General features: G+C 61.5%; 23 protein-coding genes. 17 read left to right on the top strand and 6 right to left on the bottom strand.

The genetic code is table 11. The annotated features are described in order from the left end of the window. Positions 1 to 19: 19 nt before the first annotated feature. On the bottom strand, positions 20 to 232 hold the full coding sequence (locus tag AC1DV9_RS25145) for a hypothetical protein (protein ID WP_112389999.1): 213 nt from the start codon (positions 230 to 232) through the stop codon (positions 20 to 22). Positions 233 to 409: 177 nt separating this feature from the next. Between AC1DV9_RS25145 and AC1DV9_RS25140 the strand changes: the two genes are divergently transcribed. The 4 genes from AC1DV9_RS25140 (at position 410) to AC1DV9_RS25125 (ending at position 2,925) form a co-directional block, all read left to right on the top strand. Beyond that, positions 410 to 1,069 carry a DUF1007 family protein gene (locus AC1DV9_RS25140; RefSeq protein ID WP_112390000.1) on the top strand — a complete coding sequence of 220 codons (660 nt, stop codon included), beginning with the start codon at positions 410 to 412 and terminating at the stop codon, positions 1,067 to 1,069. Positions 1,070 to 1,203: 134 nt separating this feature from the next. After that, positions 1,204 to 2,154, top strand: a complete 951-nt coding sequence (locus AC1DV9_RS25135; RefSeq protein ID WP_112390001.1) for a hypothetical protein — start codon at positions 1,204 to 1,206, stop codon at positions 2,152 to 2,154. 124 nt (positions 2,155 to 2,278) lie between these two features. Beyond that, positions 2,279 to 2,455 carry a hypothetical protein gene (locus tag AC1DV9_RS25130; RefSeq protein ID WP_477950396.1) on the top strand — a complete coding sequence of 59 codons (177 nt, stop codon included), beginning with the start codon at positions 2,279 to 2,281 and terminating at the stop codon, positions 2,453 to 2,455. Positions 2,456 to 2,655: 200 nt separating this feature from the next. Next, positions 2,656 to 2,925 (top strand): hypothetical protein, encoded by a 270-nt coding sequence (locus tag AC1DV9_RS25125; protein ID WP_477950395.1) that lies wholly within the window; start codon positions 2,656 to 2,658, stop codon positions 2,923 to 2,925. A gap of 25 nt (positions 2,926 to 2,950) precedes the next feature. Here AC1DV9_RS25125 and AC1DV9_RS25120 read toward each other — a convergent pair whose 3' ends face one another. Continuing rightward, positions 2,951 to 3,301, bottom strand: coding sequence for a hypothetical protein (locus AC1DV9_RS25120; RefSeq protein WP_112539102.1), 351 nt, complete (start codon positions 3,299 to 3,301; stop codon positions 2,951 to 2,953). Then, on the bottom strand, positions 3,291 to 3,503 hold the full coding sequence (locus AC1DV9_RS25115; RefSeq protein ID WP_112390004.1) for a hypothetical protein: 213 nt from the start codon (positions 3,501 to 3,503) through the stop codon (positions 3,291 to 3,293). Before AC1DV9_RS25115 ends, AC1DV9_RS25120 begins: the two co-directional genes overlap by 11 nt. A 271-nt stretch (positions 3,504 to 3,774) precedes the next feature. On the opposite strand from AC1DV9_RS25115, the gene AC1DV9_RS25110 reads away from it, so the two are divergent. The 4 genes from AC1DV9_RS25110 (at position 3,775) to AC1DV9_RS25095 (ending at position 7,381) form a co-directional block, all read left to right on the top strand. Beyond that, positions 3,775 to 4,389, top strand: a complete 615-nt coding sequence (locus AC1DV9_RS25110; protein ID WP_112390087.1) for an HAD-IA family hydrolase — start codon at positions 3,775 to 3,777, stop codon at positions 4,387 to 4,389. Between the two features lie 96 nt (positions 4,390 to 4,485). Beyond that, entirely contained in the window at positions 4,486 to 4,794 is a 309-nt protein-coding gene (locus tag AC1DV9_RS25105) for a BA14K family protein (protein ID WP_162698767.1), read from the top strand. 181 nt (positions 4,795 to 4,975) lie between these two features. Continuing rightward, positions 4,976 to 5,824, top strand: a complete 849-nt coding sequence (cysE, locus tag AC1DV9_RS25100; RefSeq protein ID WP_477950394.1) for a serine O-acetyltransferase — start codon at positions 4,976 to 4,978, stop codon at positions 5,822 to 5,824. 342 nt (positions 5,825 to 6,166) lie between these two features. After that, the gene (locus AC1DV9_RS25095; protein ID WP_112390007.1) at positions 6,167 to 7,381 is read left to right on the top strand and encodes an SfnB family sulfur acquisition oxidoreductase; all 1,215 of its coding nucleotides are present in this window, start codon (positions 6,167 to 6,169) and stop codon (positions 7,379 to 7,381) included. 62 nt (positions 7,382 to 7,443) lie between these two features. Here AC1DV9_RS25095 and AC1DV9_RS25090 read toward each other — a convergent pair whose 3' ends face one another. Further along, positions 7,444 to 8,652 (bottom strand): acyl-CoA dehydrogenase family protein, encoded by a 1,209-nt coding sequence (locus tag AC1DV9_RS25090; RefSeq protein ID WP_112390008.1) that lies wholly within the window; start codon positions 8,650 to 8,652, stop codon positions 7,444 to 7,446. A 75-nt stretch (positions 8,653 to 8,727) separates the two neighbouring features. After that, entirely contained in the window at positions 8,728 to 9,774 is a 1,047-nt protein-coding gene (locus tag AC1DV9_RS25085; RefSeq protein WP_112539101.1) for a substrate-binding domain-containing protein, read from the bottom strand. Positions 9,775 to 10,005: 231 nt separating this feature from the next. Here AC1DV9_RS25085 and AC1DV9_RS25080 point away from each other — a divergent pair, with 231 nt between their 5' ends. From AC1DV9_RS25080 to AC1DV9_RS25050, 7 genes are all read left to right on the top strand, one after another. Continuing rightward, complete coding sequence (locus AC1DV9_RS25080) at positions 10,006 to 11,478, top strand: sugar ABC transporter ATP-binding protein (RefSeq protein WP_112390010.1); 1,473 nt, start codon at positions 10,006 to 10,008, stop codon at positions 11,476 to 11,478. After that, positions 11,475 to 12,533, top strand: a complete 1,059-nt coding sequence (locus AC1DV9_RS25075; protein WP_112390011.1) for an ABC transporter permease — start codon at positions 11,475 to 11,477, stop codon at positions 12,531 to 12,533. The genes AC1DV9_RS25080 and AC1DV9_RS25075 overlap by 4 nt, the downstream gene beginning before the upstream one ends. A 116-nt stretch (positions 12,534 to 12,649) precedes the next feature. Beyond that, entirely contained in the window at positions 12,650 to 13,660 is a 1,011-nt protein-coding gene (locus AC1DV9_RS25070; RefSeq protein WP_477831555.1) for a sugar ABC transporter substrate-binding protein, read from the top strand. A 62-nt stretch (positions 13,661 to 13,722) separates the two neighbouring features. Continuing rightward, complete coding sequence (locus AC1DV9_RS25065) at positions 13,723 to 15,273, top strand: sugar ABC transporter ATP-binding protein (RefSeq protein ID WP_112390013.1); 1,551 nt, start codon at positions 13,723 to 13,725, stop codon at positions 15,271 to 15,273. Beyond that, entirely contained in the window at positions 15,263 to 16,279 is a 1,017-nt protein-coding gene (locus AC1DV9_RS25060; protein WP_112390014.1) for an ABC transporter permease, read from the top strand. Before AC1DV9_RS25065 ends, AC1DV9_RS25060 begins: the two co-directional genes overlap by 11 nt. A 1-nt stretch (position 16,280) precedes the next feature. After that, positions 16,281 to 17,258: an ABC transporter permease gene (locus tag AC1DV9_RS25055; protein ID WP_112390015.1), complete on the top strand. Its 978-nt coding sequence runs from the start codon at positions 16,281 to 16,283 to the stop codon at positions 17,256 to 17,258. A 32-nt stretch (positions 17,259 to 17,290) separates the two neighbouring features. Next, a complete protein-coding gene (locus AC1DV9_RS25050; RefSeq protein ID WP_477950393.1) occupies positions 17,291 to 18,676 on the top strand; it encodes an LLM class flavin-dependent oxidoreductase in 1,386 nt (461 codons plus the stop codon). A gap of 93 nt (positions 18,677 to 18,769) precedes the next feature. Here the strand turns inward: AC1DV9_RS25050 and AC1DV9_RS25045 are convergent, their stop codons facing one another. Next, entirely contained in the window at positions 18,770 to 19,198 is a 429-nt protein-coding gene (locus AC1DV9_RS25045) for a MarR family winged helix-turn-helix transcriptional regulator (protein ID WP_112390017.1), read from the bottom strand. 279 nt (positions 19,199 to 19,477) lie between these two features. Between AC1DV9_RS25045 and AC1DV9_RS25040 the strand changes: the two genes are divergently transcribed. Both AC1DV9_RS25040 and yghU read left to right on the top strand, forming a co-directional pair. Then, positions 19,478 to 20,311: an alpha/beta fold hydrolase gene (locus AC1DV9_RS25040; protein WP_310301395.1), complete on the top strand. Its 834-nt coding sequence runs from the start codon at positions 19,478 to 19,480 to the stop codon at positions 20,309 to 20,311. A gap of 236 nt (positions 20,312 to 20,547) precedes the next feature. After that, a complete protein-coding gene (gene yghU, locus AC1DV9_RS25035; RefSeq protein WP_112390018.1) occupies positions 20,548 to 21,441 on the top strand; it encodes a glutathione-dependent disulfide-bond oxidoreductase in 894 nt (297 codons plus the stop codon). The last annotated feature ends 155 nt before the right edge of the window (positions 21,442 to 21,596 follow it).

Raw genomic sequence — 21,596 nt, 5'->3', positions numbered from 1 at the left:
GGCCGTACAGCCGCCCTCATCAAACCTGCGTGTTCTTGGAGATCAGCCACTCGCCGTTTTCATCCATCTCGACGCGCTTGTTGCCGCGATAGAAAATCGGCCTCCCGGTCTTCTTGTCCATGGAAAAGCGGCTGGGGGTGTATTTCTGCTTCTCGCCGCCTTCGATCGCCAGCGCCAGCGCTTCCTTGAACTTTCCGCCCTTGCACAGTGAAAGGAATTTGTTTTCGTCCATGATAGCACCTGATTGAGCCGGCTGAATGATATAGGGCGCCTCATTACCAAGACTCATGGCAATGGAACAGTGTTTCCTGAAGCGCGTCCGCCATCCGTTAGCGTGGCGAGAAAAAACGGACCGTTATCGGGATCGGTTCAACTTAAATCGGGCACAATCTCCGCGCAGTCACGTCCTATGAGCTCCCGATCGTTTCGACGCCGAATTGCTGCTGCAACCCTGCTTTTCATGGGCGGGGTGCCGACGGGCGCGCTTGCCCATCCACACATCTTCGTCGATGCCAAGTTCGAAGCAGTAGCGGGCGCCGATGGCAGCCTCGGCGAATTGCGCGATACCTGGCGCTTCGACGAGGTCTTCTCGTCCTCGGTGTTGCTGGATTTCGACAAGAACGGCAATTCGAAGCTTGAACCTGCCGAACTGACGGCTGTCGCAAAGACGGTGCGCAAGTCACTGGCGCAATACGACTATTACACCAAGATTACCATCAACGGCAAAGCCATCAAGCTTGCCGAGCCCGATGTGATGCACGCGGCCTATGAGGACGGATCGCTGATCCTGTCGTTCACGCAGAAGCCCGTGGAGCGGACACCGCTGAAGGGACTGATGGTATTCGGCGTTTACGATCCGTCGCTCTACACGGCGCTCGATTTCGGAAGCGATGCGGATCTGAAAACATCCGGCGACGGTTTCAACCGCTGTACGCGAAAGGTCGTCCGGCCGGATTCAAAGCAGATTCTGGCCGAAAACCAGGCAATGCTGACCACGCTGTTCTTCAACGATCCGATGGGCAGCGACTACTCTCAGATCGTCGCGACAAGACTGGAAGTGCGGTGTTAAGACTTCTTCAACGCTGATGGATGAGCGTGGGTCAGATCTATCAAACCGTTCGGCGGCCGAATGCGCCGAGAGACTATCCGGGAGAATGCGCCGTGCCTAAAAGATCCCTGCTCCTTGGCTTTGCGAGCCTGCTCATGTCGGCCACGACGGCAGTACAGGCATCCGGGGCCGACGGGCGTCTGCCGATCCCGGACTGGCTCATGACCTATGTCGGCGAGGCCAATGGCCAGATCGCCCTGCCGGTGCTGGAACGGGCACGCCGCCTCTATCTCTCAAAAGTCGCCGAAGGCAAGGTTCGAAACGAGTGCTATTTCGCCATGGACGCGACCCGGCCGAATGACCCGGGTGACCTGTCGGATGGCCGGTTTTATGTGATCTGCGAGGCCGACAGATCGTTTCGCGTCATTTCCGCAGGACATGGCGGTGGCCGCAACCTCCAGGGCGTGGCAAACTTTTCCAACGGCCGGGAATGCGCCAAAAACTTTGGCAACGCCCTCGATTCCAATCTGACCGCCGGCGGCGCCTATCTGACCAGCGAGATCAAGACTTCCTTTAAGGGCTATTACCGCACGAGTGCCGATCGCGAAGCCGCCTTCATCCGCTCCTTCGTGCAGTTCGACGGCATCGGAGAGACGGCCAATGCAAGGCAACGCGCCATCGGCGGCCATGCGGCGGCCCTCGTCTCGGGGATCTGCATGCAGAAGAAGCCTGAGAGCACCTATGCGAACAGCACCGGCTATGTTCCGCTCGGAAAGCTCGTCACCTATGCAGGCGGGCGGAGCGACGGATGCACCAGCTGGTCGCCATCGGACGCGCCGAAGGTGCTTTCGATGATCGATGGCAATCCGACGACGCTCTATATCTACCCGGAATCCAAGGATATCAAAGCGGTCGCGCAGTCCGTCGCCGGTGGACGCGCGCTGGCGCCGAATGGCCCCTACTGGAACGCCTCCTGCCTCAAGGCGATCGGCACGCCGGCGTTCTGGCCAAAGGAAAAACTCGAGCCGGTCATCGCCCAGTACAAGGCGGACCATCCCCCTCAGCCGGCGCGGCCGGTGCCGATGTGCGAAGGCAACGTGAACTGACGGTGGGGGGAGGCCCTCAGGCTCCCGCCACCATGTCACGCCGGCGTCACGCGACTATTCAAGCGTTTGGTGATTAAGTTAGCCCTCAAGCTTTTGATCCTCCTTGTTACGCGTGAGGCAGCAGATGGCAAACAGACGCGCAAATACAGTCCGGGTTCCCCGGACGACCTTCCGGCAACGGGCCAAGGCGCCCGTCAAGAACGTTCCGCCGACGAAACGTCCTGAGACCGAGGACGAGATGGAGGTACTCTACGATCTGCTGGACCATCTGGCAGATGATGAGGATGCGCTGGCCGCCTAACGCCAGCGTATCGGGAAGACGGACGGACATAGCTGATCTATTCGCCCGAACGGCAGCGCTGATCGCCCCTGCATCCCGGCTTGCATATCCCCGGTAGCCGCCAGGCTCCGTCCGGCCGCTCAGCGAAGACCTTTGGTGGTGTCACGCTGGCGTCACGGGCCATAGTGATAGGACGTTGCTCCTTATTGAAGGAGCACACTGTGAATCGCTTTTTAGTCTATCTTCCCGAACTTCAGGACTGGGTGAAAGTGTTGCCCCAGCTCAAGGCCCTCGGCACAGCCGAGACCGACGGGGCCCATATCGTCACGCTCGTCAGCGATGCCGAAACGGATGCCGTCGATGCCAAATTGAAGGCGGTGCGGGTGTTTTACGTTCTCATCAAGGCCGAAGGTGATATCGGCTACAATGTCAGGGATGCACTGGCAGCGACCGTCCTGACCATCAATCCTGAATCCCGCGGCGGGCATTGAGCCCGCTGCCGTAGCGGTGGATCCCTTATCTGCGAAGAAGCGCGAGCGCCGATCGCGCCACGCCCACGATGGCTTCCAGCAACTCGCTTTCGCTCGACTGGATCATGCCCAGCGAAAGGGCCGCCTCTTCGAAGGCGGCAGAGGCGCCCGGATCGCGATCGTCTATCCAGCTGGAAAGCACCGTCGCCAATTCCCCGATCCTGACCAGCTCGTTGCGCTTGGCGATATCGGTCATCTCAGGCAATGACACGGCAAGGCGCTCCAGCTGGGTAATGAAAGCCGTGGTCTTCGCCGGCAGTTCGGCTGCTTGTATCTGCTGCGCTTCGGCCCGAATGCGCGCAAGCGAGGTGCGGAGCACCGCGGCGTCAGCTCGCATGTCCGGCTCCATCCAGGCTTTCGCGGGCGAGATTGTCGTTTGACGAACTGATGCCCATGCAGTCTTCGATCATCGCGCGCAGCATGGCGAACCGGAGTTCGAGGGCCGTCACTTCGACCGATTTCGCAAGGCCGGAAAGCTCCGACGCGAACTGGTCGAGCTCGCGCAGAAGCGATTGAACGTCGAATGTCAGATAGCTCATCACGTTCCTATTCTTGAGGCGACTCGGGATCGAGTTTCAGGAAACACTTAACCGGCATTCGGGGTCTGCGAAGGCAGATGCGGCGGTCATGGTGAACCAGCCGTAAATACGCAACGCGGCTGGTTCACTCTGGTGCAGCGGAAGATTCTCCGATCCTGCGCTGTTCAATACACCTTCGGCGGGCGATAAGGTGGAACGCCCGAAACCGATCCTGGAGGGTCTGCACGTGCCTCTCGACAGCAAAAGATGCTTTTCCGGTTTTCTCTTCGATATGGACGGAACCATCCTCAGCTCGACGGCTGCCGCCGAAAGGGTCTGGGGTGCCTGGGCCGAACGTCACGGGCTGGATCCCGTCGAATTCTTGCCGACCATGCACGGCAAGCGGGGCGTCGACACGATCCGGCAATTGAATCTTCCGGGGGTCGATCCCGAGGTTGAGGCCGCAAAGATCACTCAGGCCGAAATCGAGGATGTCGATGGTATCGTCGCCATTCCGGGCGCTGCTGAATTTCTGGCGGCGCTGCCGCCGCAACGCTGGGCGATCGTTACCTCGTCCACGAAGGCGCTGGCGATCCGCAGGCTGGAAGCCGCCGGGCTGCCTGTCCCGCAGCAGATCGTGACCGGCGATGACGTGACCTCCGGAAAACCCGATCCGCAATGCTATCTTCTTGGCGCCAGGAAGCTCGGCGTGCCGCCGGAAAGCTGCCTCGTGTTCGAAGATGTCGAAGCCGGGGTGAAGGCTGGAGAGGCTGCCGGAGCCGAAGTCATGGTGATCACCGCCGCCGGCCACAAGGCGCTGTTTCCAGATCATCCCTCGATCGGGGACTATACCGGCGTGTTCCCGCTGATTTCCGAAGACGGCAAGATCTCGGTCGTCGAAAAGTAACATCCCTGCCCGGCCCCGTTTGCCTGCCCAGCAGCACTTCCGGAACAAAAACGCTGTCTCTCCGTTGATATGCAGATCGACGATTGGAGTTGGCAAATGTCTACGGTGGCGAAATCTCTGGCAGCATACGCGGTAACCGCCGCGATTGTGATGTCCGGCGCATCATCCGCCTTTGCCTTCCGCATTGATCCCCCGGCCGTCGCCGGCAATTCCGAAACCAACGCATCCGTTGCCGCCTATTCCGCCGAAGCCGGTAAGGCGGCGGCAGCTGAAAACTGGCTTTTGTCTCCCGCGGAGATTGCCCACATCAAGTGGTGCGCCAAGAAATTCCCGTCCTACAATCCGACCGACAACACCTACGCCACTGGCAAGGGTGGGCAGGCGGAGTGCCGTTCACCGCGTTAAGCGTGAAGACGCTACCGCCCGCTGTCGACAAGGCGGCGATATCGGGATTGTTTTTTGCGCGCTTCGCACCAATCCGGGAGGAAAATTATCCTCTGGTCTGCAATGAGCGAACTCTATGCGTTCTGTCCCCGGCGCGGCGGCCCTAATCTGAAGTCCTGAGTGGCCGGCTGGAGGAAAAGGCATGGCAAGTCCGCATGCCATGTTGAACGAGCTTTCGAATTTTGCGCCCTTGTCGCTCGCAAGAGCCGAGATCTGGAGCGCGCTGTGCCGGGAGGCAACCGACGCGGCGGCGAAGGACCGGGCGCTCGTACGCCCGATGAATGCGGCGATCCTCTATCATTCCAGTTTTGCCGAGGCGCTTGCAAACCGCATCGCTCACAAACTTGCCGATCACGATCTGGATCAGCACGAACTTCTGGCCGCGGTCGCGCAAGCCTTCGTCTCGAAGCCGGATATCATCGAGCAAGCTGTTGCCGACCTGATCGCCGTGCGCGAGCGCGATCCATCAAATGCCGAGATCCTGACACCATTTCTGTATTTCAAGGGTTTCGCCGCCCTGCAGGCGCATCGCGTCGCCCACTGGCTTTGGCACGAGAAGCGGTTGCATATGGCAAGGCATCTGCAGAGCCGGGTTTCGGAAATTTTCGGCGTCGATATCCACCCGGCAGCACAGATGGGCAAGAGCATCATGCTCGACCACGGCAGTGGGCTGGTTATCGGCGAGACCGCCGTGGTGGAAGATGAGGTTTCCATTCTCCAGAACGTCACGCTCGGCGGAACCGGCAAGCAGGATGGCGATCGGCATCCGAAAGTCCGAAGGGGTGCCTTGATCGGCGCGGGTGCCAAGATTCTCGGCAATATCGAGATCGGGATGGGTGCAAAGGTCGGCGCAGGCAGCGTCGTCATCGCATCGGTGGCTCCCTACACATCCGTTGCCGGTGTCCCGGCCCGGGTGGTCGGCAAGCCCCATTCCGGCCTGCCCGGCGTCACGATGGACCAGAGCCTTTCCGAACCGGATTACGTGATCTGACGGCGCTTCGCTAGCCAAAGGCCAGAAACAGCGAGGCCACGGTTCCGGCGCAGAGCAGCAGGACGATCGTCTTTTCCGTCTTTGCGCCCATCATATCCGTCATGGCCTCCAAAGCGCCCGGCTAGAACACCACCGGTCCCGTCTTGTCTCGACCGGCGCCAGCCTGCAATCGATAGAGACTATGCTGCAACCAAGCTGGCGTGGAGAAATGGAGTTCTATTCTCCATAATTTTTATGGAATTTATATTGTTGTGAGGCCGTGTGCTTTGGTGCCTAGATGCGCGGGACAATCTACCCCGGCCACCACGCTCGGTGCTACGGCTTATTCCACAGGAAGCGACCATGAACGCGCCCTTTTCACCTCCCGCAGCCAGACCTGCCGCGCACCGCATTGCGACGGAAGACGAGGCCATCCGGACCGCCCGTGAGCTTGCAGAGCGCTTCGCGCAAACTGCGTCGCAGCGGGATGCCGAAAGGATATTGCCCTTCGAAGAGCTCGACCGGCTTTCTTCTTCCGGTCTTTTGACAATTACCGTGCCGAAAGACTTCGGCGGTCTTGGCATTTCCAACGCGGCGCTTGCCGAGATCACCGCCATCATTTCGGAAGCAGACGGTTCGCTCGGCCAGATCCCCCAGAACCATTTCTACATTCTGGAGGCGCTGCGGACCGACGGCAGCGAAGACCAGAAGAAAACCTTCTTCGCCGAAGCCCTGGCCGGGCGCCGGTTCGGCAACGCGCTGTCCGAACGCGGCACCAAGACGGTTGGACATTATGAGACCCGCATAACCGGTGATGGCAGCGGCTACCGGATCAATGGCACGAAATACTATTCGACCGGCGTGATCTTTGCGGACTGGATCACCGTGTTCGCACTGGATGAGGAGGATCATCTGGTGATGGCCTTTCTGCCCAAGGGAACCGAGGGTATCGAAATCGTCGATGACTGGGATGGGTTCGGCCAGCGCACCACGGGCAGCGGCACCACAATCCTGAACAACGTCTTCGTCGAGCGCGGCGCGGTCGTATCGCATCACCGGGGCTTCGAGCGGCCCTCGACCATCGGCTCCGTCGGGCAGATCATTCACGCCGGCGTCGATCTCGGCATCGCCCGGGCGGCGTTCAGGGAGATGGTCGATTTCGTCACGCACAAGGCGCGGCCCTGGATGAACAGCGGCGCCGAGCGCGCCAGCGACGATCCGCTGACGATCGCCAAGGCCGGCCAGATCGCTATCAGGCTGGAAGCCGCCAGCGCGCTTCTCGAACGTGCCGGGCGCAAGGTCGATGCCGCGCAGGCCGACACAAGCGAAGAGAAGGTCGTCGAGGCGAGCCTCGCTGTCGCAGCGGCAAAAGTGCTGACCACGGAGATCGCGCTTGAAGCAAGCACGACGCTATTCGAACTGGCAGGAACGGGTTCGGTGAAGACCGGGCTGAATCTCGACCGGCACTGGCGCAACGCCCGCACCCACACGCTTCATGACCCCGTCCGCTGGAAATATCACGTCGTCGGCAATTACCATCTGAACGGCGTCATTCCACCGAAGAACGGCGCGCTCTGACGAATAAAACGAAACCCCTCCGCGCGGCCGCGAAGGGGTTTCTTGTTTTCACAACAATGACCTCAGCTATAGAGGCTGACGTCGGGTATTCGGCCGTTCAGCACGAACTCTCCGACTTCCTTGGCCTTATAGAACACCGGGTCGTGCAACGTGTGCGTTCGCACATTGCGCCAGAAGCGGTCGAAACGGTATTTTTCCGCCGTCGCGCGGGCGCCCATCAGCTCGAAGACCCGCGAGGTGACATCCAGCGACACATGGGTCGCATGCACCTTGGCGGCATAGGCTTCGGCGGCAGCCTCGCCGCGCTCGCGCGCCGTCACCGCATGCCCCTTCGCCAGCCCCTCCTGCACCACCGCGGCTGCGACATCGGCAAGTGCTGCCGATGCCTTGACCGCCGCTGTGAGCTCGCCGACCCTTTCAAGAATATAGGGATCGTCGGCAGCGCGGGCCGCATTCGACGTCACCCAGGGGCGGGTCGTCGTGCGGACATAGTCGACGGCAGCGTTCAGCGCGCCCTCTGCCGTTCCCAGATAGAAATTGACGAAGACCAGCTGGATCAGCGGCGTGTTGAAGGTCGAGAGCACCGGCGGAGCCTCATCTGCCGGCGCGGGTGCGGCGACGAAATCGTCTTCATAGACGGGGAAATCATGAAACTCGACGCTGCCGCTGTCGGAAAGACGCTGGCCGAAATTGTCCCAGTCGTCATTCGCCTTGTATCCCGGCCGGTTCGTCGGCACCGCAAAACCGGCGATCTTGTCGTCAAGCGCGGCATTGGCATTGATATAGTCGGACACGTGCGCTGCCGTGGAGAAGGACTTGCGACCGTTCAGCACATAGCCGTTGCCGCGCCGCGTCAGCACGAGGCCTGGGTCGCGCGGATTGACCGCTGCACCCCAATAGAGGCTCTTTGCCACTGTCTCGGAACTCAGTGCCTGCGCCCGGGCCTCATCGAATGCCCAGTTGATATATTGGCTATTGACGTAGTGATAGCCGAGCAGCTGGCCGACGGAGCTTTCGCCGCGTGCAAGAATACGCACCAGCCGCAAACCGTCCACCCAATCGAGCCCGCCTCCGCCGGTCTTGACATCGTGGAGTGCGTTCAGGAGGCCGGCGTTCTTCAGCTTGACGATCTCGCCGATCGGCGGACGGCCGTCGCGGTCAAGTTCGCCTGCGCGGGCGGAAAGATCGGCCGAGATCTCCTCCGCACGGGTAAAAAGGTCCTCGCGCGTCGTGCTGCGGTTGGCCGCAAAGACGACATTGGACTGGCTCATGATGAAAACTCCGGTTCTATGAAATTGGAGCCGGCGGGGCCTCGTAGTCCCCGCCGGGAGATCGAGAATGTCAGCCTAGAAAAGCTTGGCCGGGATCCAGTTCGCGGTCACCGCATCGCTGGCGCTGAATTCCGGGATCTTCTGGGCGAGGTCCTCGATCGTCTTGACACCGGCGGCGCGCAGGCCCTCCTGCGTCAGGAGCACAGGCTTGACGGTGATCTGGTGGGGAACGTCCTGCCCGGCGATCTGCAGGGCTGCAGCGCGAACCGATACGGCACCGACGACGGCCGGATTGGTCGCAACCGTTGCGACCCACGGGCTGCCCTCTTCGGTGATTTCCTGGATGTCGGCGGTCGAAACGTCGGCCGAATAGATCTTCAGCTTGCCGGAGATGCCGAGGTCACCGGCCGCAAGCTTCACGCCGCGGGCGAACTCATCATAGGGTGCGAAGACGACATTGATGTCGGGATTGGCGGTCAGCGCCGCCTTTGCCTGGTCGGCCGTCGAGGTCGCCGTTGTGTCGCTGACATTGCCGAACCGGGCCTTCTCGGTGACGCCTGAATTCTCGGCCTTGAACTTGTCCCAAACCTCGTTGCGGCGGTCGAGCGGCGCGAAGCCCGCGACGTAGACATAGCCCGCCTTGAAGCTGGTGCCGTTGTCCTTGACTGCCTGTTTCAGGGCAAGTTGGGCAAGCTCATGGTCGCTTTGTTCGACCTGCGGGATCTTTGGGTTGTTGAGATTGACGTCGAAGGCAACGACCTTGATGCCCTTGTCCACTGCCTGCTGGACGACGTCGCTCAGCGATTCCGGCAAGCCGTGATCGACGACGATACCGGCCACGCCGAGATTGATCGCCTGCAGAATCTGCTCGCGCTGCTGGGCTGCGTCCTGCCTGCCCGGGAAGACGCGAAGATCGATATCGAGTGCCTTCGCCTGCGCCTCGGCACCGGCCTGATAGGCCTGGAAGAAATCGCCAGCGGAGATGTAGCTGATCAGCGCCACCTTGACCCCGCCCTTGTCGAAGGGAGCCGGGGCGCCGCTCAGGCCACCGGCAAAGGCTGCGGAGGAGAGAGATGCGGAGAGGGCGGCTGCAGAAAAAGCAAGCCGTGCAAGAGATTTCATCGTCGCGGTCCTTGTGATCGATGGCAGGCACCGTCTGACGGGCAGAACGATCCCGGCGGCGCATGAAATTATTAGATATAAACTCTATGTTTTTAGTAGATTAAATCATCCGATTTTCGGAGCCCCGGGAGATTCTTTGTTTCGCAACACAGCCCGCACGGGCAATCGCTTGCCTGGAACGGGACGCCCCCGGCGGTCCAATATGCCGGCCCGAAAGCCCGGATATGATTGATGCCGCTTCTTCACGTCGAAAACATCACCCACAGATTTGGATCCACAGTCGCGCTCGCCGACGCGAGCCTGTCGATCGAGCGCGGCGAGATCATTGCGCTGATGGGCGCCAATGGCGCGGGCAAATCGACCCTGGTGAAAATCCTCTCCGGCGTATTTCCTGCAGACAGCGGCCTGATTGAACTGAACGGCCGGCCGTTCGCCCCGAAGACGCCATCGGAAGCGGCGCGAGCCGGGGTGGTGACCGTGCATCAATCGACCGATCTCGCCGGAGCGGCCGGGCTGACGGTCGCAGATACCCTGCTTCTGAACCGTTTCGCCGAGGGCTCGGCGCCGTTCTTCATCTCGCGGCGGAGCGTGCGCAGGCAGGCGCGCGCCATTCTCGATACTGCCGGCTTCGACCTCCCGCTCGACCGGGACTTCGCCGATCTCAGCACCGCCGACCGTCAGCTTGCCGCTATCGCACGCGCGCTTGCAAACAATGCCGAACTGCTGATCCTCGACGAGCCGACCGCAAGTCTTTCGGGAGACGAAAGCCAGCGCCTGTTCGATGTCCTGCGCGGCTTGCGCGCAAAGGGTCTGGCGATCCTCTATATCTCTCATAGAACCGCCGACCTGAGGGCGATTGCCGACCGCGCCGTCATCATGCGCGGCGGGCGGGTCGTCGAGGGTTTCTCGCAGCCGATCGACTTCTCCCGTGCGCTTGAGACCATGATCGGCCGCAAGCTCGAACTGGCACGGCCCGCGGCGCGAGACGCTGTTGGCCCAGCCGTTCTGGCGATGCGCGATATCAGGCTGCTGCCGTCGAGCGTACCGTTCGATCTCGAGATCGCCGAAGGCGAGGTCGTGGCTCTTACCGGCGTGCTCGGCGCCGGCAAGAGCCGGCTTCTGTCGGCGATCTTCGGCGCGGCCTCCTTTGCAGGCGGCACAATGGAGCTCGATGGCAAAGCCTATCACCCGAGGTCACCGGCGGATGGGATTGCGGCAGGCGTTGCGATGGCGGGTGAAGACCGGCATCGCGCGTCTCTCATGCCTGCCGCCTGGCCGGGAAACTCGCTGGCCGCCACCATCAGTCTTCCCCATCTGAAGAAATGGTATCCGTTCGGCCTGATCGCGGGCGGGCGCGAAGCGCGGGAAGCGACGCTCGCCATTTCCCGGATCGGCATCAAGGCTGCCGGTCCCTTTGCCTCGGTCTGGACCCTTTCCGGCGGCAACCAGCAAAAGGCGGTTCTTGCCCGCTGGGAGGCCGAGCCGAGCCGGCTGCTGCTGCTCGACGAGCCCTTCCAGGGCGTCGATGTCGGCGCACGGCACGACATCATCAAGGCGATCCGCTCGCGCAGGGACCGCGCCACTTTGATTGCCACATCGGATCCGGAAGAAGCTCTCGAGGTGGCCGATCGCATTGTGACGATCGACAGCCATACACTCCTTCCGGTCAGTGAAACCCTCACCACGCATGGACCAATGATATGACCAGCATCGACGATGACGCCTTTGCAACGCAGAGCAAGGAGCGTGCGCGGCAAAGTATTGCCGGCCGTGCCACGGCGCTTGGCCGCTCGCTGCGAGCCGGTGCCGTCTTCATCTTGCTTGGCCTGATGGTGATCGGCTTCGGCATCGCCGAACCGGCCTTTGTGAACGTCGCCAATCTGATGAGCATCCTCCAAGCCGTCTCGGTCGTCGCGATTCTCGGCGCGGGCGTTACGGTGACGCTGGCCGTCGGCGGCTTCGACCTCTCGATCGGCGCCATCGCCGCCTCCAGCGTCATGGCGGCAAGCTACGCGATGATCGTCTGGCAGCTCGATGCCTTCATCACCGTGCCGCTGGTGCTGGCATTTGGGGCAACGGTCGGGCTGATCAACGCCTTGCTGATCGTCAGATTGCGGGTGCCTGATCTCCTGGCGACGCTCGCCATGATGTTTCTGCTGTCTGGCCTGCAGCTTATTCCGACTGCTGGCCGCTCGATTTCTCCCGGGCTCATCCTGCCCGACGGATCGAAGGCATCGGGCGCCTTCGATCCGGCATTCCTGATGATCGGCCGATACAGCCTTTTCGCCACATTGCCTGTCTCGGTCGTGCTGATGGCAGCCGTAGCCGTCACATTATACGTGCTGACCGAACACACGCGCATAGGCCGCCTGCTTTTTGCCACCGGTGGCAATGAACTGGCGACGCGGCTTGCCGGTGCTTCAACGATACGGCTGAAGACGCTTGCCTACGTCATATCGGGAGCACTCGCCGCATTGGGCGGCATCGTCATTGCCGCACGTGTCGGGCGCGGCGATGTTTCATCAGGCGGTTCATTGCTGATGGATGCCGTTGCCGCGTCGCTGATCGGCTTTGCCGTTCTTAACCTGCGCCGGCCGAATGTGCTTGGAACCATTGCGGGTGCCGTCTTCGTCGGCGTCCTGCTCAACGGGCTGACGATGCTCAATGCGCCCTACTATACGCAGGACTTCGTCAAGGGCGCCGTGCTGGTCGGCGCACTGGCTTTGACCTTCGGCTTGGGCCGCAATGCTGATCGCTAACGGCCCTGCCCGGCCCGCCAAATTTTCGCCAACACTCTGAACTTTTGGAATAACGTACCTCCTTTGTCGTTTATTTCCATATATTTTGTAGACTATTGAAATTGAGGGATATGAGCATGACTAAGGAAATTGGGGACGGCCTTGGACGCCGTGAAATCTTGAAGTTTGCAGCGGTCGCAGGAGCGACCTTTGCAGGTACCAGCCTGCTGACGGCGCCGGTAGCGCGCGCCGATGATGCAGCGCTCTCGCTGAAGGGCAAGCGGGTCGCCATCAGCGCGACGGGCACCGACCACTACTTCGATCTGCAGGTCTACAATGCCCAGATCGAAGAGGTGAAGCGTCTCGGCGGCGAGCCGATCGCCGTCGACGCCGGCCGCAACGACGGCAAGCTGATCGCCCAGCTGCAGACGCTTGTTGCTCAGAAGCCAGACGCGCTCGTGCAGATCCTGGGGACGTTGAGCGTCATCGATCCGTGGCTTAAGAAGGCGCGCGATGCCGGGATCCCCGTCCTGACCGTCGATGTCGGCTCGACGAATTCGCTGAACAACACGACTTCGGATAACTGGGGTATCGGCAAAGACCTGGCGCTGCAGCTGGTTTCTGATATCGGCGGCGAAGGCAATATCGTCGTCTTCAACGGCTTCTACGGCGTGACGCCCTGCGCCATCCGCTACGACCAGCTCGTCAACGTCGTCAAGTATTTCCCGAAGGTAAAGATCATCCAGCCCGAACTGCGGGACGTCATCCCCAACACCGTGCAGGACGCCTTCACGCAGATCACCGCGATCCTGAACAAGTATCCGGAGAAGGGCTCGATCAAGGCCGTCTGGTCTGCCTGGGATATCCCGCAGCTTGGCGCCACCCAGGCGATCGCAGCCGCCGGACGCAATGAAATCCGCACCTACGGTGTCGATGGCAGCCCCGAGGTTCTGCAGCTCGTTGCCGATCCGAAGTCGCCCGCCGGCGCCGACGCGGCGCAGCAACCGGCCGAGATCGGCCGCGTCGCCATTCGCAACGTCGCCAAGCTGTTGTCGGGCCAGACGCTGCCGCGCGAAAGCTATGTCCCGGCGCTGCTCGCCAACAAGGAGAATGTCTCCGACATCATCAAGAAGCTCGGCATCGGCTGATCTTGAGGCGGACCCTTTCGATTGCGGGAGGGTCCGCGCTCCGAATTCTGGAACAATCCAACATGAGTGCATCCGCAGTGGCGCCCACAGCTGAAACCGGCGATATCATCATTCGCTTCGACCGGGTCGTGAAACGCTTCGGCGGTGCGCAGGCGCTGGCCGGAACATCGCTCGCCGTCCGGCGCGGCACGGTACACGGCCTTGTCGGCCAGAACGGGGCCGGAAAATCGACGCTGATCAAGCTCCTTGCCGGCTTCCACGTGCCGGACGGCGGTTCGATCGAGGTCGATGGCAAGCCATACGAGAGGCTGACGCCGCATCTCTGCGACGAACTCGGCATCCATTTCATCCACCAGGACCGGCTGCTGGTTCCAACCTTCACGGTCGGCGAGGCGTTGTTTCTCGGTCACGAGAGGCGCATCGCGCGAACTCCGTTTCTCAATCGCCGGGCGATGCAGAAGCGCGCCGAGGAACTGCTTGCGAATTATTTCGGCATCAATCTGCCAAGAAATGCGCTGATCAGCCAGTTATCGACGGCCGAACGGCAGATCGTGCAGATCACGCGGGCGCTGCTCCACAAACCGAAGGTTCTCGTCTTCGATGAGCCGACTGCTGCCCTCATCCGGCGCGAAGCTGATATCCTCTTCCGGCTGATCCGCCGCCTTCGCGACGAAGGTGTGACCGTCATCTACATCTCCCACTATCTGAACGAGATCGAAGACCTCTGCGATCATGTGACGGTGCTGCGCAACGGGCTCAGCGTCGCCTCCCTACCGATTAGTGAGGCACCTGCCACGACGATCGCAGGCTTGATGATCGAACGCGATATCGGCGAGATGTTCCCCAAGCGCAAGGTCGAAGTCGGAGACGCAATTCTGGACGTTCGAGGCCTGTCGGCGCCCGGCCGCTTCGACAATGTCAGCTTCACCCTGCGCCGCGGCGAGGTGCTCGGCATCACCGGGCTTCTCGGCTCCGGCGCCAAGGATCTCATCCGGTCGCTCTTCGGCCTCCAGCGCGCCGCAGACGGCACGATCAAGACGGGCAGACGGACCATCGACCCGAAGAGCCCTTCGGCAGCGGTCGAGAGCCATATCGCGCTCGTTCCCGAGGACCGGCGCGGAAACGGCGTCAGCCTCGACCTCAGCGTCACAGAAAACATCACGCTTCCGAGCCTGTCGCGCTACAGCCGCTTCGGTTTCCTCAAGCTGGCCGGCGAGCGGCGCGACACGGATGACCTGATCCGGCGCCTGCAGATCAAGACGGTCGGCGGGAATGCGCTGGTACGCACCCTGTCGGGCGGAAACCAACAGAAGGTAGCGATCGCAAAATGGCTGAGCCGCCATTCCGAAGTCTATCTGCTCGACGAGCCGACAGTCGGTGTGGACATCGGCTCGAAGGTCGAGATCTACACGCTGATCGGCGAGCTTGCGGCGCGCGGCGCGGGCGTCATCGTGCTGTCTTCCGACCTGCCCGAGCTCGTCGGCATCACCGATCGCATTCTGGTGTTCTTCCGCGGACGGCTGATCCGTGAACTCGCCTCAGCAGAAACCACAACCGATGAAGTGCTCGCGATCTCGACGGGCGCTTCGGAAGGATTGCATCATGTCGGCTGATATCCAGCTCGCTCCCTCCCCGGATTATCTCGCCGATGTACCGCGCACCGGCGGCACCTCGGCGGCGGCGATCCTCCGTTTCGGCTCGCTGCTCGTCTTCGCAGTCATACTGGCCGCATTTGCACTCACCGCACCTTATTTCCTCTCTGTCGGCAATATTGGCAATGTGCTCGGCCAATCGGCAATTTCGGGGATATTGGCAATCGGCCTGACGGTGGTGCTGATCGCCGGCGGCTCCAATGTCGTCACCGGCGGCATCGACCTTTCTCTTGCCGCCAATATGGGCCTCAGCGCCGCAGTCTACGCGACATTGATCCAGCTGGGTTTCAGCGACCCGGCTGCTGCCGGCGCAGCACTGTTGACCGGCCTTTCGATTGGTGCGGTCAACGCAGCCGCGGTGGTGCTCGCAGGCATCGTGCCGCTGCTCGCGACACTCGCCGTGATGAATATAGCCGCCGGTCTGGAGCTCGTGCTGACGCAAAATACCGTCGTTCCGGCATCGACCGATTTCCTGACGGCGATCTCCTCGTCAGACAGCTTCGGCATCCCGTTCCTTGCCTATATCTTGCTCGGGTTTGCCGCCCTTGCCGGGGCGATCATCCAATACACGCCGGCTGGCCTGCGGCTCTATGCAGTCGGCGAGTTTCCGGATGCTGCGCGGGCCGCCGGCTTGCCGGTCAAGCGCCTGCTCGCAGGCGCTTTCATTGCCAGCGGGTTGTGCGGCGGGGTGGCAGGCATTCTCTCGGTCTCCTATCTCAGCGGCAGCACTACCGGTTCCGGCGAAGCGCTGCTCCCCGTCGTCGTCATCGCACTTCTCGGCTCGGTGTTCTCGCGCCGTCTGGTTCCAACAATTCCGGGCACATTGATCTCGGCGCTGTTCGTTGGCTTCCTGACTAACGGCTTCCAGCTTCTCAACCTCCCGAGCACACTGGTCAGCGGCGTCCAGGGTCTTCTCATCCTCATCGTGGTCTCGGCCACAACCCTGCTGCGCAAACGGGAGGCTTGATATGTCCGGCTTGAAACTCGCCGAAGGGTCGATCGCTAACCTTGCCCGCTATGGACTGATCGCGGCTCTGGTTGGGGTCTTCGCGCTGTTCTCGATCCTCGCGCCGGCATTTCTGACCGTCGGCAACTTGCAGAGCATCCTGGTCAATAACTTCACGCTGCTGGCGATCGTCTCGATCGCCATGACATTCGCCGTCACGGCCGGAGGTATAGATCTTTCGGTCGGCACGGCGGTCGATTTCGCAAGCTTCGCCTTCGTCTCCCTCGTGCTCGCTGGCGAGCCTGTGTCGCTGGCCGCCCTTGCCGGGCTCGCCGCGGGCGCACTCGTCGGCGCTGTGAATGCGGTACTGGTTTCCGTCATCGGCGTGGCACCTTTCCTCGCCACACTCGGCACTCTGTTCATCGGCCGCAGCATCCAGCAGCTGCTGACCAACGGCGGCAATCCGGTCTATCTTCCGCCATCAGGGATCCCTGATGCGTTCCGGTTTCTCGGGCACGGGACGATCGCCAGCGTACCGGTGCCGCTGGTGATCGCCGCAGCTGTCATCGCCGCATCGGCCGCGATCCTGGCCTGGACGCGTTTCGGACGCGTAGTGCTGTCGATCGGCATCCAGCCAAGCGTGGTTCGCTATTCCGGGATCAACCTTGGCATACCCGTCGGTGCGACCTTCATCCTGGCAGGCGTGATCGCCGCGATCGCCGGCCTTGTGCTGACGGCGACGGTCACCGTCTACATCCCCTCCTCGGGCAATGCCTTTCTTCTGAATGCCATCGGCGCAACCTTCATCGGCACGACACTTTCGCCGCTCGGCCGCCCCAACATTCCCGGCACCGTCCTTGGCGTCTTGCTTCTCAGCGTCGTCGCCAACGGCCTGCTCCTGACCGGCCTCAATTTCTACTGGCAGCAGGTCGCGACAGGAACGCTGATCTTTGCGGTGCTGGCCTTCAGCTTCATCAACCGGAAAACCGCCGCGGCCTGACATCGATCGGCCGCCGCTTCAGGAACAATCGTATGACACGTGAAATCAGGCTGAACGCCTTCGATATGAATTGCGTCGGACATCAGTCGCCAGGTCTCTGGCGGCATCCACGCGACAAATCCGCCAACTACAAGGATCTCGATTACTGGGTGCATCTGGCAAAGACCCTGGAGCGCGGCAAATTCGACGGGTTGTTCATTGCTGATGTGCTCGGCGTCTACGACGTGCTGAACGGCAATGTCGATGCAGCCCTTCGCCATTCCGCACAGGTTCCGGTCAACGATCCGCTGCAGATCATTCCAACCATGGCCTACGCCACCGAGCATCTGGGTTTCGGCCTGACGGCCTCGCTGTCGTTCGAGCACCCCTATACGTTCGCCCGCCGGATCTCGACACTGGACCACCTGACGAAGGGCCGGGTCGGATGGAACATCGTCACCTCCTATCTTAACAGCGGCGCGCTGAATATCGGCCAGCCGGCGCAGACGAACCACGACGACCGTTATGATCTCGCCGATGAATATCTCGACGTCTGCTACAAGCTTTGGGAGGGGAGCTGGGAAGATGACGCCGTGGTGCGCGACCGGGATGCCGGCATTTTCACCCATCCTGAAAAGGTCCATCCGATCAATCATGCCGGCAAGCATTTCACGGTGCCCGGAATCCATCTTAGCGAACCATCGCCGCAGCGCACGCCGGTTCTCTACCAGGCGGGTGCCTCCAGCCGCGGCAAGGACTTTGCCGGTGCACACGCGGAATGCATCTTCGTTGCTGCCCCCTCCAAGCCTGTCCTGAAGCGTTATGTCGCGAATGTCCGCGAGGCGGCCGAACGCGCCGGACGCAATCCGCGCGAGATTCTCGCCTTCAACCTGCAGACCGTGATCCTCGGCGAGACAGACGCGGAGGCACAACGCAAGTTCAACGAATACCGGAAGTATGCCTCGCTCGAAGGCGCCCTTACCCTGATCTCGGGATGGACCGGCATCGATTTCGGCCAGTTCGGCCCGGACGAAGTTCTGCGCCATCGCCATACGAACGCGGTGCAGTCAGCAGTCGAGACCTTCACCACCATCGATCCGAACAAGGAGTGGACAGTGCGCGAGATGGCCGACTGGGTCGGCATCGGCGGGTTCGGTCCGGTCTTCGTCGGCTCGCCATCGACGGTCGCCGACCTGATGCAGGAATGGGTCGAGGATACCGACGTCGACGGTTTCAACCTCGCCTACGCGGTGACCCCCGAGAGCTTCGAGGATGCCGTCGATCTTCTCGTCCCCGAGCTTCAGCGGCGCGGCGTCTACAAGACCGATTACCGCAAGGGCACGCTTCGCGAAAAGCTGGGGGGCCAGGGGCCGACGCTCGTGGCCCCGCATCCGGGCGCAACCTACCGGGGGACCGGCGCGCGGCTGGCGGCGGAGTAGCGCCGGCTACCGTGACGACAAACAATTGTCGAGACTCGCTTGGGCTGCCTCGCATTGCGTAGGCGGCTCAAGCCCCAGCTGTTCTCGATGCCGCTATTCTTCGCTCGTCAGCGCGGCGCGAAGCCGCTTGACGTCCTCGTTCAGCGCTCCAATGCCTTCCATCGATAGGCCTGAACGGGCCAGCAGCGTCTCGCCGAGACAATTGCTCTGCTGCAGCAGAGCCTTTCCGGCATCCGTCAACCAGACATGGACTTGCCGTTCGTCTTCCTTGCTGCGCCGCCGCGCGACAAGGCCAGCCTGCTCCATCCGCTTGACCGGTGGCGTGACGGTGCTCGATTCCAGCGACAGCCGCTCGGCGATGGCGCCGATCGTCATGCCGTCATCCTCGCCCAGTGCATTCAGCACCAGGTACTGGGGATAGGTGATGCCCATCGCGTCGAGCATCGGCTTGTAGGTGCGGTTGATGGCGATGCTGGTGGCATAGAGCGAAAAGCAAAGCTGGTTATCGAGAGGCAGTGGCATAGGCAATCTCCAGTCGTCCTCGCTCCATATACCGCAAAAAATATTATCGCGATAATTATTTCTCTGGACAAGCGCGGAGTGAGGCGTTAGCTTTTGTTTATCGCGATAATAAATATTGCGAAACATATAATACGGAGATCCGAGATGAGCCAGTTTGACATTCAAGCAACCCGCCGCGGCGTGATGGCCGCCGGACTGGGCCTCGCCGCCGCGGCCGCCATTCCGCTTGCCCAAAACGCAGAAGCCAAGACCAAGCAATCGCCAAAGGAGAACAGTACGATGAGCAGCAATACCTTCATCACCAAGGACGGCACGCAGATCTTCTACAAGGACTGGGGCAAGGGCCAGCCGGTCGTCTTCCACCATGGATGGCCGCTGAGTGCAGACGACTGGGATGCCCAGATGCTGTTCTTCCTCGACAAGGGCTACCGTGTCATCGCCCATGACCGCCGGGGTCACGGCCGCTCCAGCCAGACGGCAACCGGCAACGATATGGACACCTATGCATCCGACGTCGCCGAACTCGCCAAGCATCTCGATCTGAAGGATGCCATCCATGTCGGCCATTCGACGGGTGGCGGTGAGGTTGCGCGCTATGTCGCCAAGCATGGCGGTGGCGGCCGCGTTGCCAAGGCGGCGCTGCTCGGCGCCGTTCCTCCGATCATGCTGAAATCGGACAAGAACCCGGGCGGCCTGCCGATCGAGGTGTTCGACGGCTTCCGCGCCGCGCTGGTCGCCAACCGCGCGCAGTTCTTCCACGATATTCCTGCCGGTCCCTTCTATGGCTTCAACCGGCCGGGCGCGAAGGTTTCCGAAGGGGTCATCGACAATTGGTGGCGCCAGGGCATGATGGGCGGCGCCAAGGCCCATTACGATTGCATTAAGGCATTCTCCGAGACCGACTTCACCGACGACCTCAAGACGATCGACGTACCCGTCCTTGTCATGCATGGCGACGACGATCAGATCGTACCGATCGCCGATTCCGCCTTGCTTTCGGCGAAGCTTCTGAAGAAGGGCGAGCTGAAGGTCTACAAGGGATTGCCGCACGGCATGGCAACCACCCATGCCGACGTTATCAACGCCGACCTCCTGGCTTTCTTCAAGGCCTGAGTTTCAGATGAAAACCGATGTGCCCGCCCTGCGGGCACATCTTCCGTCGCGCGAATGGTGCCGCTGCATGGTCTCCCAGGCAGGGCTGCACGGACGCCCTTCCCTCTCCTGTTCTCTTCGCCAGCGCCCATTTGCCGCTTTGCAGCAATATCCGTCGTTAAGCAGTTGAAAGCGTGACATTTGTCGTTAGGTTCTCAAGCCGAACCAGAATGCGCCGATTGAAAAGGACCGATAAAATGGCAGAGAAGAACCCCGCCGACAATTTTCCGGCAGGATACGAAGTCCCCAAGGTGTGGACCTGGGACAAGGGCAATGGAGGCCAGTTCGCCAATATCAACCGGCCGATTGCCGGGCCAACCCATGACAAGGTTCTACCGGTCGGCAAGCATCCGCTGCAGCTCTATTCGCTCGCCACGCCGAACGGCGTCAAAGTCACCATCATGCTTGAGGAATTGCTGGCGCTCGGCCACCAAGGCGCGGAATACGATGCCTGGCTGATCAGGATCGGTGACGGCGACCAGTTCGGCTCCGGCTTTGTCGACGTCAATCCGAACTCGAAAATCCCTGCTCTTTTCGACCATTCGACCCCCGAGCCGACCCGGGTATTCGAAAGCGGATCGATCCTGCTCTATCTGGCGAAGAAGTTCGGCGCCTTCCTTCCGGCAGATCACAAGGCCCAGACGGAGACCATGAACTGGCTCTTCTGGCAGATGGCCTCCGCGCCCTATCTCGGCGGCGGCTTCGGTCACTTCTATGCCTATGCACCGATCCACATCAAATATGCCATCGACCGCTTCTCGATGGAGGTCAAACGCCAGCTTGATGTGCTCGACCGCCAGCTCGCCGAAAACAAATACATGGCTGGCGACGAATATTCGATCGCCGACATCGCGATCTGGCCGTGGTACGGCAATCTTGCGCAGGGCAAGGCCTATGGCGAGGCCGGCGAGTTCCTCGACGTCGCAAGCTACAAGCATCTGCAGCGCTGGACGCAGGAGATCGCCGAACGCCCCGCCGTCAAGCGCGGCCGGATGGTCAACCGCGTCCATGGCGACCCGTCCGAACAGCTGCACGAGCGGCACGATGCCTCGGACTTCGAGACCAAGACCCAGGACAAGATCGCCAAGTAAACGGACGCTAGCCGCCGCAGCCCTGAAACGGGCATGCGGCGGCCGGCCAAACGTCTCGACGCTCGCGGCACCCGCTAGTGCTGCCCGAAATCAGTAGCGCCTGCGCCTCGATGACACCCGGTTTCGTGCGCGGCTACCGCCTTGTTTCCATGTGC

The organism is Rhizobium sp. 01L410 (genome assembly GCF_056400165.1).
Note: the sequence above shows the minus strand (reverse complement) of the source record. Positions and strands in the feature narration are given on the sequence as shown.

Bases quoted from the DNA above. Each gene is read 5' to 3' on its own strand.
- AC1DV9_RS25145 (WP_112389999.1), bottom strand. From the start codon at position 232: ATGGACGAAAACAAATTCCTTTCACTGTGCAAGGGCGGAAAGTTCAAG.
- AC1DV9_RS25140 (WP_112390000.1), top strand. From the start codon at position 410: ATGAGCTCCCGATCGTTTCGACGCCGAATTGCTGCTGCAACCCTGCTT.
- AC1DV9_RS25135 (WP_112390001.1), top strand. From the start codon at position 1,204: ATGTCGGCCACGACGGCAGTACAGGCATCCGGGGCCGACGGGCGTCTG.
- AC1DV9_RS25130 (WP_477950396.1), top strand. From the start codon at position 2,279: ATGGCAAACAGACGCGCAAATACAGTCCGGGTTCCCCGGACGACCTTC.
- AC1DV9_RS25120 (WP_112539102.1), bottom strand. From the start codon at position 3,301: ATGCGAGCTGACGCCGCGGTGCTCCGCACCTCGCTTGCGCGCATTCGG.
- AC1DV9_RS25115 (WP_112390004.1), bottom strand. From the start codon at position 3,503: ATGAGCTATCTGACATTCGACGTTCAATCGCTTCTGCGCGAGCTCGAC.
- AC1DV9_RS25110 (WP_112390087.1), top strand. From the start codon at position 3,775: ATGGACGGAACCATCCTCAGCTCGACGGCTGCCGCCGAAAGGGTCTGG.
- AC1DV9_RS25105 (WP_162698767.1), top strand. From the start codon at position 4,486: ATGTCTACGGTGGCGAAATCTCTGGCAGCATACGCGGTAACCGCCGCG.
- cysE (WP_477950394.1), top strand. From the start codon at position 4,976: ATGGCAAGTCCGCATGCCATGTTGAACGAGCTTTCGAATTTTGCGCCC.
- AC1DV9_RS25095 (WP_112390007.1), top strand. From the start codon at position 6,167: ATGAACGCGCCCTTTTCACCTCCCGCAGCCAGACCTGCCGCGCACCGC.
- AC1DV9_RS25090 (WP_112390008.1), bottom strand. From the start codon at position 8,652: ATGAGCCAGTCCAATGTCGTCTTTGCGGCCAACCGCAGCACGACGCGC.
- AC1DV9_RS25085 (WP_112539101.1), bottom strand. From the start codon at position 9,774: ATGAAATCTCTTGCACGGCTTGCTTTTTCTGCAGCCGCCCTCTCCGCA.
- AC1DV9_RS25080 (WP_112390010.1), top strand. From the start codon at position 10,006: ATGCCGCTTCTTCACGTCGAAAACATCACCCACAGATTTGGATCCACA.
- AC1DV9_RS25075 (WP_112390011.1), top strand. From the start codon at position 11,475: ATGACCAGCATCGACGATGACGCCTTTGCAACGCAGAGCAAGGAGCGT.
- AC1DV9_RS25070 (WP_477831555.1), top strand. From the start codon at position 12,650: ATGACTAAGGAAATTGGGGACGGCCTTGGACGCCGTGAAATCTTGAAG.
- AC1DV9_RS25065 (WP_112390013.1), top strand. From the start codon at position 13,723: ATGAGTGCATCCGCAGTGGCGCCCACAGCTGAAACCGGCGATATCATC.
- AC1DV9_RS25060 (WP_112390014.1), top strand. From the start codon at position 15,263: ATGTCGGCTGATATCCAGCTCGCTCCCTCCCCGGATTATCTCGCCGAT.
- AC1DV9_RS25055 (WP_112390015.1), top strand. From the start codon at position 16,281: ATGTCCGGCTTGAAACTCGCCGAAGGGTCGATCGCTAACCTTGCCCGC.
- AC1DV9_RS25050 (WP_477950393.1), top strand. From the start codon at position 17,291: ATGACACGTGAAATCAGGCTGAACGCCTTCGATATGAATTGCGTCGGA.
- AC1DV9_RS25045 (WP_112390017.1), bottom strand. From the start codon at position 19,198: ATGCCACTGCCTCTCGATAACCAGCTTTGCTTTTCGCTCTATGCCACC.
- AC1DV9_RS25040 (WP_310301395.1), top strand. From the start codon at position 19,478: ATGAGCAGCAATACCTTCATCACCAAGGACGGCACGCAGATCTTCTAC.
- yghU (WP_112390018.1), top strand. From the start codon at position 20,548: ATGGCAGAGAAGAACCCCGCCGACAATTTTCCGGCAGGATACGAAGTC.